Annotated in this window: 15 protein-coding genes; 8 read left to right on the forward strand and 7 right to left on the reverse strand. The window is 58.9% G+C overall.

Translation table 11 applies throughout. The features are described from left to right. Positions 1 to 156 precede the first annotated feature (156 nt). From PMI36_RS15220 to rlmF, 4 genes are all read left to right on the forward strand, one after another. Positions 157 to 585, forward strand: coding sequence for a DNA polymerase III subunit chi (locus PMI36_RS15220; protein WP_008072051.1), 429 nt, complete (start codon positions 157 to 159; stop codon positions 583 to 585). 8 nt (positions 586 to 593) lie between these two features. Next, entirely contained in the window at positions 594 to 983 is a 390-nt protein-coding gene (locus tag PMI36_RS15215; protein ID WP_008072054.1) for a hypothetical protein, read from the forward strand. A 222-nt stretch (positions 984 to 1205) separates the two neighbouring features. Then, positions 1206 to 4052, forward strand: a complete 2847-nt coding sequence (locus tag PMI36_RS15210; protein ID WP_008072061.1) for a valine--tRNA ligase — start codon at positions 1206 to 1208, stop codon at positions 4050 to 4052. 275 nt (positions 4053 to 4327) lie between these two features. Next, positions 4328 to 5350, forward strand: a complete 1023-nt coding sequence (rlmF, locus tag PMI36_RS15205) for a 23S rRNA (adenine(1618)-N(6))-methyltransferase RlmF (RefSeq protein ID WP_008072063.1) — start codon at positions 4328 to 4330, stop codon at positions 5348 to 5350. A 227-nt stretch (positions 5351 to 5577) separates the two neighbouring features. On the opposite strand, the gene PMI36_RS15200 is transcribed toward rlmF, so the two are convergent. Beyond that, positions 5578 to 5859: an HU family DNA-binding protein gene (locus PMI36_RS15200; RefSeq protein WP_007905514.1), complete on the reverse strand. Its 282-nt coding sequence runs from the start codon at positions 5857 to 5859 to the stop codon at positions 5578 to 5580. 508 nt (positions 5860 to 6367) lie between these two features. Here PMI36_RS15200 and yejK point away from each other — a divergent pair. Together yejK and PMI36_RS15190 are read left to right on the forward strand one after the other, a co-directional pair. Continuing rightward, positions 6368 to 7372, forward strand: a complete 1005-nt coding sequence (yejK, locus tag PMI36_RS15195) for a nucleoid-associated protein YejK (protein ID WP_007905511.1) — start codon at positions 6368 to 6370, stop codon at positions 7370 to 7372. Further along, entirely contained in the window at positions 7372 to 7719 is a 348-nt protein-coding gene (locus tag PMI36_RS15190) for a glutaredoxin family protein (protein WP_008072066.1), read from the forward strand. Before yejK ends, PMI36_RS15190 begins: the two co-directional genes overlap by 1 nt. Positions 7720 to 7842: 123 nt before the next feature. Here PMI36_RS15190 and PMI36_RS15185 read toward each other — a convergent pair whose 3' ends face one another. The 5 genes from PMI36_RS15185 to PMI36_RS15165 form a co-directional block, all read right to left on the reverse strand. Beyond that, on the reverse strand, positions 7843 to 8778 hold the full coding sequence (locus PMI36_RS15185; protein ID WP_008072068.1) for a glutathione S-transferase family protein: 936 nt from the start codon (positions 8776 to 8778) through the stop codon (positions 7843 to 7845). Positions 8779 to 8866: 88 nt separating this feature from the next. Continuing rightward, positions 8867 to 9187, reverse strand: a complete 321-nt coding sequence (locus PMI36_RS15180) for a GIY-YIG nuclease family protein (RefSeq protein WP_007905504.1) — start codon at positions 9185 to 9187, stop codon at positions 8867 to 8869. A 39-nt stretch (positions 9188 to 9226) separates the two neighbouring features. Further along, a complete protein-coding gene (locus PMI36_RS15175) occupies positions 9227 to 9697 on the reverse strand; it encodes a nuclear transport factor 2 family protein (protein WP_008072074.1) in 471 nt (156 codons plus the stop codon). Between the two features lie 114 nt (positions 9698 to 9811). Then, the gene (locus PMI36_RS15170; protein ID WP_008072076.1) at positions 9812 to 11128 is read right to left on the reverse strand and encodes a CynX/NimT family MFS transporter; all 1317 of its coding nucleotides are present in this window, start codon (positions 11126 to 11128) and stop codon (positions 9812 to 9814) included. Further along, a complete protein-coding gene (locus PMI36_RS15165; protein ID WP_008072079.1) occupies positions 11118 to 11777 on the reverse strand; it encodes a FadR/GntR family transcriptional regulator in 660 nt (219 codons plus the stop codon). The genes PMI36_RS15170 and PMI36_RS15165 overlap by 11 nt, the downstream gene beginning before the upstream one ends. Positions 11778 to 11944: 167 nt before the next feature. Between PMI36_RS15165 and PMI36_RS15160 the strand changes: the two genes are divergently transcribed. Together PMI36_RS15160 and PMI36_RS15155 are read left to right on the forward strand one after the other, a co-directional pair. Further along, a complete protein-coding gene (locus PMI36_RS15160; RefSeq protein WP_008072080.1) occupies positions 11945 to 12256 on the forward strand; it encodes a type II toxin-antitoxin system MqsR family toxin in 312 nt (103 codons plus the stop codon). Further along, positions 12253 to 12741 (forward strand): type II toxin-antitoxin system MqsA family antitoxin, encoded by a 489-nt coding sequence (locus PMI36_RS15155; protein ID WP_008072082.1) that lies wholly within the window; start codon positions 12253 to 12255, stop codon positions 12739 to 12741. The genes PMI36_RS15160 and PMI36_RS15155 overlap by 4 nt, the downstream gene beginning before the upstream one ends. Positions 12742 to 12806: 65 nt before the next feature. On the opposite strand, the gene PMI36_RS15150 is transcribed toward PMI36_RS15155, so the two are convergent. Further along, a complete protein-coding gene (locus PMI36_RS15150; protein ID WP_007905492.1) occupies positions 12807 to 13571 on the reverse strand; it encodes an amino acid ABC transporter ATP-binding protein in 765 nt (254 codons plus the stop codon). Between the last annotated feature and the right edge of the window lie 10 nt (positions 13572 to 13581).

A 13581-nucleotide genomic window follows, 5' to 3' on the forward strand; every position in this document is an offset into this window, starting at 1 on the left:
CTGCGTTGCAGGCCTTGGAAAGGGAACAACCATTCCCAGCGGCCTGCGCCTTGCCTGGCCCGCTCTAAGGCGACAACGCGGCGGGAAAACTAGTTGAGAACGCCCCCCGAGCGGTGCCACTGACCAGTGGCGCCGCCCCGGGGCTCAGGAACCGCAATGACCAAAGTCGACTTCTATATCCTGCCCAGCGCCGATCCTTCGGCACGGCTGGATTTCGCCTGCAAGCTCACCGAAAAAGCCTGGCGCATGGGCCACCGCATTTACCTGCACTGCAGCGATGCCGCCCAGCGTGATGACCTCGATGCGCGTTTGTGGGCCTTCAAGGGCGAAAGCTTCGTGCCCCACGGTCCCGCCGAAAGCGAGCCGGAGGGTTTGATTGTCCTGGGTCTTGGTGATGACTGCGGTCAGCATCAGGATCTGCTGGTCAATCTCGACCTGAAAGTCCCGGTATTTGCCAAACAGTTCGCCCGCGTGGCGGAAGTGGTGGTGGAAGATCCGACGATTCGTTCGGCTGCGCGGGAGAGTTTCCGTTTCTACCGCGAACAGGGCTATCCTCTGCAAGATCACCGTTTACAGCGACTCTGAGCATTCCGATGGACACTCCAAAACCGCAGCAAAATTCCGCGCATCTGCTGGATGACCTCGAGTCGATCCGCCAACTGCTCGGCGATGACAACCTGCAACCGCCCTTGCTGACCGACACGGTCATCGAAGGTGATCAGGAACAGATTCCCATGCTGTTCGACACTGTCGGCAATGCGCCGCAACCGGTCGAAACGACACCGCCACCCGCCCCAGCCGCGCAACCGTCGCCTGCCGCGAGCAAAGGCCCTGACGCCCTGCTGCACCTGGACAGCGAACTGCGCGCCGCCGCGCTATTGATCATGCAAGACGTGATCGACGATTTCGCCCCGCACATCGAAACCGAAATCAAACGTCGGCTGGATGCGCGGATGGAGCGGTTGCTCAGCCAGTACGAATAAACACCACCATTCTAATGTGGGAGCGGGCTTGCTCGCGAAGAGGCAGTAACATTCAACATTAGTGTTGGATGACAGGCCGCCTTCGCGAGCAAGCCCGCTCCCACATTGTTTTTGTGCAATGGCTGATGGTCAGCTCATCCCGCGATCAACTCGCCCTACGCCCCACGCCCCGCTATACTTGCCGGCTTTTCCTGAATAAATGCCAATAGGGTCCCGCCGCGCATGGATAAGACCTACCAGCCGCACGCCATTGAAACTTCCTGGTACAACACCTGGGAGTCTGAGAATTACTTCGCCCCGCAAGGCGCGGGCGAGTCCTACACCATCATGATCCCGCCGCCGAACGTCACCGGCAGCCTGCACATGGGTCACGGCTTCAACAACGCGATCATGGACGCCCTGATCCGTTTCCGCCGCATGCAGGGTCGCAACACCCTGTGGCAGCCGGGTACCGACCACGCCGGTATCGCCACGCAAATGCTGGTGGAGCGTCAACTCGAAGCCCAAGGCCAGAGTCGCCATGATCTGGGCCGCGAAAAGTTCCTCGAGAAAGTCTGGGAATGGAAGGATCAGTCCGGCGGCAACATCAGCCGTCAGATCCGCCGCCTCGGCTCGTCCGTGGACTGGAGCCGTGAGCGCTTCACCATGGACGACGGTCTCTCGGAAGCGGTTAAGGAAGCGTTCGTGCGCCTGCACGAAGACGGCTTGATCTACCGCGGCAAGCGTCTGGTCAACTGGGACACCAAGCTGCACACGGCGATTTCCGACCTCGAAGTGGAAAACCACGACGAGAAAGGTTTCCTGTGGAACCTGAAGTACCCGCTGGCCGACGGCGCCAAAACCGCTGAAGGTAACGATTACCTGATCGTCGCGACCACGCGTCCGGAAACCATGCTCGGCGACGCCGCCGTGGCCGTTAACCCGAACGATGAACGCTACAAAGCCCTGATCGGCAAATTTGTCGAGCTGCCGCTGGTCGGCCGCCGCATCCCGATCATCGCCGACGATTACTGCGACCCTGAATTTGGCACCGGCTGCGTGAAAATCACCCCGGCCCACGACTTCAACGACTACGAAGTCGGCAAGCGCCACAACCTGCCGCTGCTGAACATCTTCGACAAGAATGCTGACGTGCTGCCGGCAGCCCAGGTGTTCAACCTCGACGGCAGCGTCAACGAGCAAATCGACGGCACGCTGCCCGCCGAATACGTCGGCCTCAACCGCTTCCAGGCCCGCAAGGAAATCGTGGCCGCCTTCGAGGCCGCCGGCCTGCTGGTCAGCGTCGACGATCACGCCCTGAAAGTGCCGAAAGGCGACCGCTCCGGCACCATCATCGAGCCGTGGCTGACCGACCAATGGTACGTTTCCACCAAGCCATTGGCCGAGCCGGCCATCGCTGCGGTTGAAGACGGCCGCATTCAGTTCGTGCCAAAACAATACGAAAACATGTACTTCTCGTGGATGCGCGACATCCAGGATTGGTGCATCAGCCGTCAGCTGTGGTGGGGCCACCGTATTCCGGCCTGGTACGACGAGTCGGGCAAGGTCTACGTCGGTCGCGACGAAGCCGAAGTACGGGCCAAGCACAACTTGGGCCCGGACGTTGCGCTGCAACAGGACAACGACGTTCTGGACACCTGGTTCAGTTCGGGCCTGTGGACTTTCTCCACGCTCGGCTGGCCGGAGCAGACCGAATTCCTGAAGAAATTCCACTCCACCGACGTGCTGGTGACCGGTTTCGACATCATTTTCTTCTGGGTTGCCCGGATGATCATGCTCACCATGCACTTGGTGAAAAACGAAGACGGCACGCCGCAGGTTCCATTCAAGACCGTTTACGTGCACGGTCTGGTGCGTGATGGCCAGGGCCAGAAGATGTCCAAGTCCAAGGGCAACGTCCTGGACCCGCTGGACATCATCGATGGTATCGAGCTCGAAGACCTGGTGCAGAAACGCACTTCCGGCATGATGCAGCCGAAACTGGCGAAGAAGATCGAGAAGCAGACCCGCGACGAGTTCGCCGACGGCATCGCCAGCTATGGCACCGACGCCCTGCGCTTCACGTTCTGCTCGCTGGCATCGACCGGTCGCGACATCAAGTTCGACATGGGCCGCGTCGAAGGCTATCGCAACTTCTGCAACAAGATCTGGAACGCTGCGCGCTACGTGCTGGACAAGGGCGAAGATTGCGGTCAGAACGGCGAAGCCTACGAGCTGTCCCTGGCGGATCGCTGGATCATTTCGCAGCTGCAACGCACCGAAGCCGAAGTGACCCGTCAACTCGATCAGTTCCGTTTCGATCTGGCCGCACAAGCCTTGTACGAGTTCATCTGGAACCAGTATTGCGACTGGTACCTGGAACTGTCCAAGCCTGTGCTGTGGGACGAAAATGCACCGGTCGAACGTCAGCGCGGCACCCGCCGTACTCTGGTTCGAGTGCTGGAAGTCGCGCTGCGTCTGGCGCACCCGTTCATGCCGTTCATCACCGAAGAAATCTGGCAGCGCGTCGCGCCGCTGGCCGGTATCGAAGGCAAGACGATCATGCTGCAACCTTGGCCAGTGGCCAACGAAGCGCGTATCGATCAGGGCGCCGAAGACGACATCGAATGGCTCAAGGGCCTGATGCTCGGCACGCGTAACATCCGTGGCGAAATGAACATTGGTCCAGGCAAGCCGCTGAACCTGTTCCTGAAAAACGTCAGCGCCGAAGATCAGCGCCGTCTCACCGAGAACGAAGCGCTGCTGAAGAAGCTGGCTCGTCTGGAATCGATCACTGTTCTGAAGGCCGGCGAAGAAGCACCGCTGTCCGCCACTGCGCTGGTCGGCGAGATGGAAGTGCTGGTGCCGATGGCTGGCCTGATCGACAAGGACGCCGAACTGGCTCGTCTGGACAAGGAAATCCTGCGTTTGCAGGGCGAAGTTCAGCGCGTCGGCGGCAAGCTGTCCAACGCCGGTTTCGTCGACAAGGCCCCGGCCGAAGTCATCGAGAAGGAACGCGCCAAACTGGCTGAAGCTGAGCAGGCTTTGGGCAAGTTGGCCGAGCAACATGCGCGGATTGCCAGCCTGTAACGGCAAGTCGCAATGAAAAAGGGAGGCCCGCAACGGCCTCCCTTTTTTATGCCCATCACTTTCCCCCAAAACACCGCAAATCCCTGTGGGAGCGGGCTTGCTCGCGAAGGCATTCTTACATCCAACATTCAAGTCGCCTGACACACCGCTTTCGCGAGCAAGCCCGCTCCCACATTTGATCAGTGTGACCAGCACGATGGGCGATCGACACCACTCCTACACTGGATGTGGGACAATACCCGCCACTTTTAGCCATACCCGAATCGACAACGCCCATGAACGCCCCCCGCACACCAAGACCTGCGCGCAAGAAGCCTGACTCCGCTACCCCGGCCAAAGCCGTGGAACCCCGCGAGAAGGCTAGCCTGCACCCGCGCAATCGCCATCAGGGTCGTTACGACTTCCCGGCGCTGATCAAGACCACGCCGGAGCTGGCGAAGTTCGTGATCATCAATCCGTATGGCAAGGAAAGCATCGACTTCGCCAGCCCGGACGCGGTTCGGGTGTTCAACCGGGCGCTGCTCAAATCGTTCTACGGCATCGCCCATTGGGACATCCCGGCCGATTACCTGTGCCCACCGGTGCCGGGTCGTGCTGACTACGTGCACTTCCTGGCTGACCTGCTGGCCAGCGTCAACGACGGCGAGATTCCTCGCGGTGCGCCGGTCAAGGTGCTTGATATCGGCATGGGTGCCAACTGCGTCTATCCGTTGATTGGCTACAGCGACTATCGCTGGCACTTCCTCGGCTCGGAAATCGACCCGACGGCCGTGGCCGCCGCCAAAGCCATCGTGCAATCCAACGGGCTGAACAAAGCCATCCAGCTGCGCCAGCAAAGCAATCCCAAGCACATTCTGTTGGGCCTGCTCGAGCCCGGCGAACGCTTTGACCTGACCATGTGCAACCCGCCGTTCCACGCCTCGATGGACGAGGCAACCAAGGGCAGCGAGCGTAAATGGCGCGCACTGGGCCGCGCCGACCCGAAACGCAAACTGCCAGTGCTGAACTTTGGCGGTCAATCGGCCGAACTGTGGTGTGAAGGCGGCGAAGCACGGTTTGTGACGCAACTGATCGCCGAGAGTGCGCATTTTCAACACAAAGTGCTTTGGTTCAGCACCCTGGTCTCGAAAGCCTCAAACCTGCCTGCGATCCAGACGGCACTGAAAAAGGCCGGTGTATTGGAAAGCCAGGTCGTGGAAATGTCTCAGGGGCAGAAGCAAAGCCGCTTCGTCGCCTGGACCTTCCAGACCAAATCCGAGCAGCAGGTCTGGCGCGAACGCTGGACGCGCAAAAGCTGAGTAATTGCTCACAAGCCAAATTTCTGAGCGCTGAAATCCCTGTGGGAGCGGGCTTGCCCGCGAAAGCAGTGTGTCAGGCGTCAAAGAAGGCGACTGACACGCCGCCATCGCGGGCAAGTCGAATCGTCGCACCGCCGCTCCCACAAAGATCTGCGGTGTTTGAAGAATTTATGGCACAAAAAAACCGTGCCCGGATTACTCCGGAGCACGGTTTTTTCTAACAAGTCTTACTTGTTAACAGCGTCGGTCAGGCCTTTGGCCACAACCAGCTTGATCACTTTCTTGGCAGCGATTTCGATGGCAGCGCCAGTCGAAGGGTTGCGGCCGGTACGGGCAGGACGCTCAGTCACTTTCAGCTTGCCGATACCTGGCAGGGTGATTTCGCCGCCGTTTTCCAGCTGATCAGCAACGATTTGGCCCAGTTGGTCCAGAGCGTTACGCGCGGTGGTTTTTGGCGCGTCGATAGCTTCAGCGATGTCGGCGATCAGTTGGTCTTTAGTAAGAGCCATTGTAGTGTTCCTTCCCTATCAAATTCATATGGATTGCAGAGTGCAGTGTCAGCCATCGAGCCCGATCTTCTGGATCTGGCACCCTCGGCATAACCTCGACGAGTCGGGGTTATAGATACCGAAATCAGGGTTTGGTTCGACCTGACAAATGCTGAATGCACGCTTAACGCAGTGACTTCGCGTAAGACCGGGCAAAACTAGCACAGAGACGGGGAAATATCCGCCTCTAGCTACCCATTTGGTCAGCTTTATTGCTCTAAATCGGTAAAAAACTGCATAAGGGCCTCCCCATGACCCGGAATTCCCCCATCTCCCCCTGTAGGAGCTGCCGAAGGCTGCGATTTTTTGACTTTGATTTTCAAAAACAAGATCAAAAGATCGCAGCCTTCGGCAGCTCCTACGGGGGGCGCGCTATGGCATGGTTACAACGCCAAAACCAGAGATTGCGGTACACTGGGCGCTTTTTCGGGGGAGCACGCCCTCCTCTCTTCAATCAGCCGAGAAGCCCATGCCGATCCGTCATTGCATCGTCCACCTGATCGACAAAAAACCCGACGGCACACCTGCAGTGCTTCATGCCCGCGATTCCGAACTGGCCGAGTCCAGCGCCATCGAGTACATGCTTGCCGACCTCAACGAGAGCTACAACGCCAAACAAGGCAAGGCCTGGGGTTTCTTCCATGCCGAGTCCGGGGCGCATCCGTTCAGCGGCTGGCTGAAGGAATACCTCGACGGCGGTAAGGACTTCACAGCCTTCAGCCGGGTGGCAGTGGAACATCTGCAAAAGCTGATGGAAGAGTCGAACCTCTCTGTGGGCGGGCACGTGCTGTTTGCGCATTACCAGCAAGGCATGACCGATTACCTCGCCATCGCCCTGCTGCACCACAGTGAAGGCGTGGCAGTGACCGATCAGCTGGACGTGACCCCTTCGCGACATCTGGACCTTGGCCAGTTGCACCTGGCGGCGCGGATCAACGTCTCCGAGTGGCAGAACAACAAACAGTCCAAGCAGTACATCTCGTTCATCAAAGGCAAGAATGGCAAAAAGGTTTCGGAGTACTTCCGCGACTTCATCGGCTGCCAGGAAGGCGTCGATGGCCCCGGCGAAACCCGCACCCTGCTCAAGGCCTTCAGTGACTTCGTCGAAAGCGAAGACCTGCCGGAAGAATCCGCGCGCGAGAAGACCAAGACCCTGGTGGATTACGCCAGCAGCCAGGCAAAAATGGGCGAGCCCATGGGCCTGGAAGAGTTGTCCGGGCTGATCGACGAAGAACGCCCGAAAGCTTTCTACGATCACATCCGCAACAAAGACTATGGCCTGTCGCCTGAGATCCCTGCGGATAAGCGCACCCTGAACCAGTTCCGCCGCTTCACCGGCCGTGCCGAGGGCTTGTCCATCAGCTTCGAAGCGCACCTGCTGGGCTCGAAGATCGAATACGACGAAGAAGCCGGTACGCTGATCATCAAAGGCCTGCCGACCCAATTGACCGACCAGCTCAAGCGACGCAACTGATGCTCGGCGGCGTATTGAAGAAATGCCTGCTGATTCTGCTGGTGGTCGTTGTTTACCAGAACTGGGGCAAGATCGAGCGGGTGTTTCACCCCTCGCAAGTGGCGTCCGAGCAGACCCAGGCCAAGGCCAACGTCGTGCTCTACGCCACTGAATGGTGTGGCTACTGCAAGCTGACCCGACGTTTTCTCGACCAGAAGGGCATTCCATACAAGGAATTCGATATCGAGAAAGATGCCTTGGCGAAGGCCTATGAGGCGCTCGGAGGACGCGGGATTCCGCTGATCGATGTGAACGGCACGTTGATACGCGGGTATGACCCGGACAAGGTTCTTGCGGCGCTGGAATAACCCTTAAGATCAAAAGATCGCAGCCTTCGGCAGCTCCTACAGGGTGTACGACATCCCAATGTAGGAGCTGCCGAAGGCTGCGATCTTGGCGGTTTCCCTATCGCCAAAGCATGTCAGAGAATATCAGCGCGCTTCGATACGAAACCCGAACCGCGGAAAGTGCACATGCACCACGCCGGCCCGCTCGTCTTCGCGACGCAAAATCAGCTCTTCGCTACCCGCAAACAACAACTCACCCGCCACCGGATCAACACCGTAATCAGTCGCGGCGATCACCACTTGCTGGCCAACCTCGAACCCGTTCGGCTCATCGAACTGTTCATCCGGCAACGCCGCCGGTGTGGCGTTGCGGGCAATCGCCAAGGCTTCCTCGGCCGTCATCTCGCTGAACGCACCATGACCAAAGCCCATCACCCGGCCAAACCAGGCTGATACAGCCGGATAAGCATCCACCAATGGTGACGTCACATGCGTCGCCTTGAGAAACCACAACGGGTGAGCCAGAGCAAAGTCGGCAATCGACGGCTCGCCAAACAGGAAGTCGCCCTGTTCGCGCTGAAGCTGCTGCTCCAGACGCGCCATGATCGTTGGCCACTGATGCCGAGCCTGTTCGGCGGACAACCGTGTAGCGCTGCCACCACTGAACAAACCGGCGCGATCGGCCAGGAACCCCTTGATCGCTTCCGGCGACAACTTGCCAAAGCGCACCGCCACCGACGCAGGCTGGAACACCAGGCTGACCGCATGCTGGAACACCACCGAATCGGCCCACGCAGCGAAGGTCGCGGTGATCATTTCCTGGCCTTCCGGAAAAAACGCCGGCAAGGCTTTTTCCTGCTCCAGACGACGAGCCATCAACGCGGTGTCGCAATAAATATCAGCGCCAATCTGCAATACCGGCGTCTTGCGATAGCCGCCGGTCAGCGCCGTCAAATCGGGCTTGGGCATCACTGGCGAGATGTTCACCGAGCGCCAGGACAGCCCCTTGAAGCCCAGCAGCAACCGGGCCTTTTCGGCGAAAGGGGACGTCGGGTAGTGATGAAGAATCAACTCGGACATGCTCGGCTCCGCCGCTCGGATAAGGAGCCCGCAGCTTAGCGCGCAATCCACAAGCAGCCTACCCATCTGCCTGATGGGCACTTATCAGTCAGATTGATAAGCCCGCAGCCGCGCTCGCCACCAGACATTCCTTGGCGCTTTTCTTGAGTTTTTTAATCAGGCGTTCCTGGCGCAGTGCTTCGCTTTTGTCGCGACAGACTTCGGTGTACACCAGCGCCACGGCCGGACTGGACAGGAAGAAGCGCGCACCTTTGCCACTTTGGTGGGTGGCGAAGCGGCGCACGGGATCGTCGCTGATCCCGCAGTAGAGCGAACCATTGGCCGCGCGAACGAGGTAGACGAACCAGGGTTTGCTGACGGGCAGCGGCGGTTCGGCGGCAATGACGGAAGATTCGCTTGAGGTGTTCACGTGACGATCAAGGCTTGTAGGAAACAAGCCGCGATCTTATCAGCGACTGGCCTGGAATGCCTTCAGGCCCTTCAACGCTTGAGCACGAACGGCGTTTCTCACCACTGGCGTCCAACCCAGCAACAGCCCTTTGAAACCCAGCGCCTGACGCGACCAGCGCCACAGATCAAAGCGGTCGTGATGCTCGCAGATCTTGCCATCACGAAACACGAAACGCGCATGGATGTCGTTGACCACGGTATTGCCAGTCTGACTGAACAGGTAGGTCGCCACCCAATGGGCACTGCCGGTGCGTTCATCGCTGCGCACGTTATCGAAGGTCAGGGAGAAGTCCTTGGCCCGGGTGGTGAGCATGCGCCACATGTCGCCGGCGTCGCGCCCGCGCAGTTCGCCAAACGCCGGATCACTGAACACCACGTCGTCGGTGTAGCAGGCGCTCATGGCCTCGGCATCGAGCCGCTGGAAGGCTTGGTAGAACCGGGTGATCAAGGCGTTGTGGGCTTCACTCATGGGCAGGCTCCCTGGGGTTGCAAAGTGGCTTCAATAGATTGCCTGCACGATAGTCAACAAATGCGCGGAACACTATCGGCATTCGTGGCCCGAATACCGACAGTGCGCAAAACGTCAGACTTTCTCGCTTTGCACCTGAACGTACAACGAACGCCCGGCACCGAAGCCGGCGATGATCGCGCCGAGGCCGATAACGCCGAAGATCCAGCCCACGGCGCTCCAGCCGCCAGTCCAGTCATGTACCACGCCAACCGCGAACGGCCCCATGGACGCCAGGGTGTATCCGAAGCCCTGGGCCATGCTCGACAGGTTGGCCGCGACATGGGCATCCCGCGAACGCAGCACGATCAGGGTCAACGCCAGGCTGAACGTGGCGCCCTGCCCCAACCCCAGCAGGATCGCCCAGCCCCACAGGCCATCGATCGGTGCATAAAGGCAACCGAACAGACCGCCGAGGGTCATTGCCATGACGATCACGATCGCCAATCGCTGATCCTTGCCACGGGTCGCCAGCCAGGGGGCTGCCAGCGAGCTGATCAACTGGACAATCACCGAACCCGACAGCACCAGACCGGCTTGGGTTGGCGTCAGGCCGCGGCCGATCAGAATCGACGGCAGCCAGCCAAACACGATGTAGGCCAAAGACGATTGCAAGCCCATATACAAGGTCACTTGCCAGGCCAGCGGATCACGCAACAGCCCTCGGACCCGATAGGCAACATGGTGTGCGCCGTGTTTCTGACCGACTTGCGGCAGCCAGAAAATCGCCGCGACCAACGCTGGAACCACCCAGAAACCGAGACCCAAGGCCCAGCTTTTGTCGAAATGTTCGCTCAACGGCACCGTCGCCCCAGCCGCCATGGCCGCGCCCAGGCACAGGGCCATGGTGTAGACGCCGGTCATGGTGCCGGCCTGTTTCGGGAAATCGCGTTTAACAATGCCAGGCAGCAGCACGCCGATCACCCCGATACTGGCGCCGGCCATCACGCTACCGGCGAACAGGCCGACCTCGCCGAACGAGCTGCGCAACATGATCCCGCCAGCCAGCATCAGAAGAATCCCCAACACCACCCGTTCGGCACCAAAACGTCGCGCCAGCACGGGCGCCAAGGGTGCGAACAGACCGAGGCAAAGTACCGGCAAGGTCGTCAGCAACCCGGCCTGGGCAGCCGAGAGCCCCAGCGTCTTCGAGATCTCGCTGAGCATCGGCGCCATGCTCGACAACGCCGGACGCAGGTTCAGCGCCACCAGAATCAGGCCGAGCAACAGCAGCCATGGCCGCTGAAGGACCGGGTGAGTTTGCTGGACCTGTTCGTCATCGGCCTCGGCGTCGATCAACAGCTCTTCGAGCTCCGCCGTACGCTTGCGCTCAATGATGCTGCTGTTGCTGGCCTGCTGGGTGGACATGGGGTTCTCGGTTTCAAGGTTCATTGATCAACTGCCTCGACAGGGCTTTTGCCCGTTCCGGGTCGCGTTGCTCGACGGCCTCGAGCAGTTCGATATGGAGGTCGAACACTTCTTGACGTCGGGGGGAAATGTTCAGGGTTTCGCGCAATTGCGCGCCGATGACGCTGGAGAAATAGCGATACAACTCGCTGAGGGTCGGGTTGTGTGCGGCGTCAACCAAGCGGCGGTGGAACACCAGATCGCAAGCGATATACGTGTCGAGATCGCCGTGGTAGTGACTGCCACTGACGTCCAACGCCTCGCGCAATGCGACCAGGTCTTCGTCGGTCCGACGCAACGCAGCCAGGCCGATGGCCTCGACTTCCAGAATGTGCCGAGTCTCCCGGGCTTGCTCGTGGGAGCAGCGGGACAACGCCTTTATGGTGTCGAGCGGATCGACCACCGCCCGCAGATAGCTGCCGTCGCCCTGACGGATTTCGATCAACCCGGAAAACGCCAGTACACGCATGGCTTCGCGCACGGTGTTGCGACTGATGCCCAACTCGGCGGACAGCTCGGGTTCGGTAGGTAAACGCTGGCCGACCGTCCATACACCTTCGGTGATGCGCAAGCGCAACTGATCCAGGGCCTGATCGACCAAGGACCGCTTTATGAGTGGAGAAATTTCTGACATTGAATTCGCCCTTTCATCCAATCATAGGATGAATTTTCTGACATGTTAGTCAGCTACGCGTAGGACGGCAACCGCCTACGTTCAAAGGGCAGGAGAAGGAGCGGGATTTTCGATTAGTCAAAATTACCCTTTAAGGGTAATTTTAGGGACAGGGCAAGCGGCTTCTTATGGAAAAGAATACCCCCCACTACGACTTGGCAGTGGTCAAGGCGGAGATTGTCAGGCTGGGCAGAAAGGCATTCACCCGGCGGGCTCTGGAATCGGGCAATGACATGGGCTTAAACCTCTGCCAAATGATCCAGGCGACCTGCGCACTGGAACGCCGAATGCTCTTCAAATCCATGACCACCTATGTCGACCACCGGGTCTGGCAAGACGTTTATCACACAACATTTCATGGAATGGAGATTTACATCAAAGTGTCTTACCGCCCCGGTGGTGGACATCCGGTAGTCTCCTTCAAGGAGAAAAACGTATGAGAACGCAGCAATGCGTCAACTGCGGTACTCACGATGGAATGGGGCACTTTGAAGGGCGCACCCTCTCCGTCAATTACAAACAAATGTCTCGATTTGTTAACAATCTTGCGGGCTGGGAATGCAGAGTTTGTGGGGAAATCGAATTCGATCATGACACCGACAGCGCTGACCGTTATTCGGAAGCAGGCGATCAATTGCTCAAGGACTGCTTGCAACTGATCGGCTCCGAGATAAAGCGCATCCGTCGTAAACTCCACCTTACGCAAAAAAACGCAGTGCAGTTGCTGTCCGGCGGTGGGAACAATGCTTTTTCGCGGTATGAACGAGGCGAGCTACCTGCGCCAAAACCGTTACTCACACTAATGCAGCTATTGGATCGTCATCCCTATTTGCTGGCTGAAATTCAGGTCTTGAACGAAGGTGCCGCCCTCAAACAACTATTGGCCGCTCGCCATCCGGAACCGGAGGCAGAGCTCACCTCCTGACCCCATACGCAGAACAAAAATAAACCCGGAACACTGTCCGGGTTTATTTCACTGCCAAGCGCCAATCAATGCAGGATCTGGCTCAAGAACAGCTTCGTCCGCTCATTCTGCGGGTTGTCGAAGAAGTCGTTTGGCGCAGCCTGTTCGACGATTTCACCCTTGTCCATGAAGATCACGCGGTTGGCCACGGTACGGGCGAAGCCCATTTCGTGGGTCACGCAGAGCATGGTCATGCCGTCTTCGGCCAAGCCGATCATGGTGTCCAGAACCTCTTTCACCATCTCGGGGTCAAGTGCTGAAGTCGGTTCGTCGAACAGCATGATTTTTGGTTTCATGCACAGGGCACGGGCAATCGCCACACGCTGTTGCTGACCGCCAGACAGTTGCCCCGGGTATTTATGCGCCTGCTCCGGAATGCGTACGCGCTCCAGGTAATGCATGGCGATTTCCTCGGCCTTGCGCTTGGGCATCTTGCGTACCCACATTGGCGCCAGGGTGCAGTTCTGCAGGATGGTCAAGTGCGGGAACAGGTTGAAGTGCTGGAACACCATGCCGACTTCACGGCGGATCGCTTCGATCTGCTTGAGGTCGTTGGTCAGCTCCACGCCATCGACCACGATGCGGCCCTGCTGGTGTTCTTCCAGACGATTGAGGCAACGGATGGTGGTGGATTTGCCGGAACCCGACGGGCCGCACAAAACGATACGCTCGCCTTGCTTGACGTTCAGGTTGATGTCTTTCAACACGTGGAACTGGCCATACCACTTGTTCACGCCCTGCATCTGAATAATGCCTTCAGGGCTCACAGGCTTTTTGATTGCTTCGCTCATTACAGAACTC

This window comes from Pseudomonas sp. GM79 (assembly GCF_000282495.1).
Taxonomy (GTDB): domain Bacteria; phylum Pseudomonadota; class Gammaproteobacteria; order Pseudomonadales; family Pseudomonadaceae; genus Aquipseudomonas.

Bases quoted from the DNA above. Each gene is read 5' to 3' on its own strand.
- PMI36_RS15220 (WP_008072051.1), top strand. From the start codon at position 157: ATGACCAAAGTCGACTTCTATATCCTGCCCAGCGCCGATCCTTCGGCA.
- PMI36_RS15215 (WP_008072054.1), top strand. From the start codon at position 594: ATGGACACTCCAAAACCGCAGCAAAATTCCGCGCATCTGCTGGATGAC.
- PMI36_RS15210 (WP_008072061.1), top strand. From the start codon at position 1,206: ATGGATAAGACCTACCAGCCGCACGCCATTGAAACTTCCTGGTACAAC.
- rlmF (WP_008072063.1), top strand. From the start codon at position 4,328: ATGAACGCCCCCCGCACACCAAGACCTGCGCGCAAGAAGCCTGACTCC.
- PMI36_RS15200 (WP_007905514.1), bottom strand. From the start codon at position 5,859: ATGGCTCTTACTAAAGACCAACTGATCGCCGACATCGCTGAAGCTATC.
- yejK (WP_007905511.1), top strand. From the start codon at position 6,368: ATGCCGATCCGTCATTGCATCGTCCACCTGATCGACAAAAAACCCGAC.
- PMI36_RS15190 (WP_008072066.1), top strand. From the start codon at position 7,372: ATGCTCGGCGGCGTATTGAAGAAATGCCTGCTGATTCTGCTGGTGGTC.
- PMI36_RS15185 (WP_008072068.1), bottom strand. From the start codon at position 8,778: ATGTCCGAGTTGATTCTTCATCACTACCCGACGTCCCCTTTCGCCGAA.
- PMI36_RS15175 (WP_008072074.1), bottom strand. From the start codon at position 9,697: ATGAGTGAAGCCCACAACGCCTTGATCACCCGGTTCTACCAAGCCTTC.
- PMI36_RS15170 (WP_008072076.1), bottom strand. From the start codon at position 11,128: ATGAACCTTGAAACCGAGAACCCCATGTCCACCCAGCAGGCCAGCAAC.
- PMI36_RS15165 (WP_008072079.1), bottom strand. From the start codon at position 11,777: ATGTCAGAAATTTCTCCACTCATAAAGCGGTCCTTGGTCGATCAGGCC.
- PMI36_RS15160 (WP_008072080.1), top strand. From the start codon at position 11,945: ATGGAAAAGAATACCCCCCACTACGACTTGGCAGTGGTCAAGGCGGAG.
- PMI36_RS15155 (WP_008072082.1), top strand. From the start codon at position 12,253: ATGAGAACGCAGCAATGCGTCAACTGCGGTACTCACGATGGAATGGGG.
- PMI36_RS15150 (WP_007905492.1), bottom strand. From the start codon at position 13,571: ATGAGCGAAGCAATCAAAAAGCCTGTGAGCCCTGAAGGCATTATTCAG.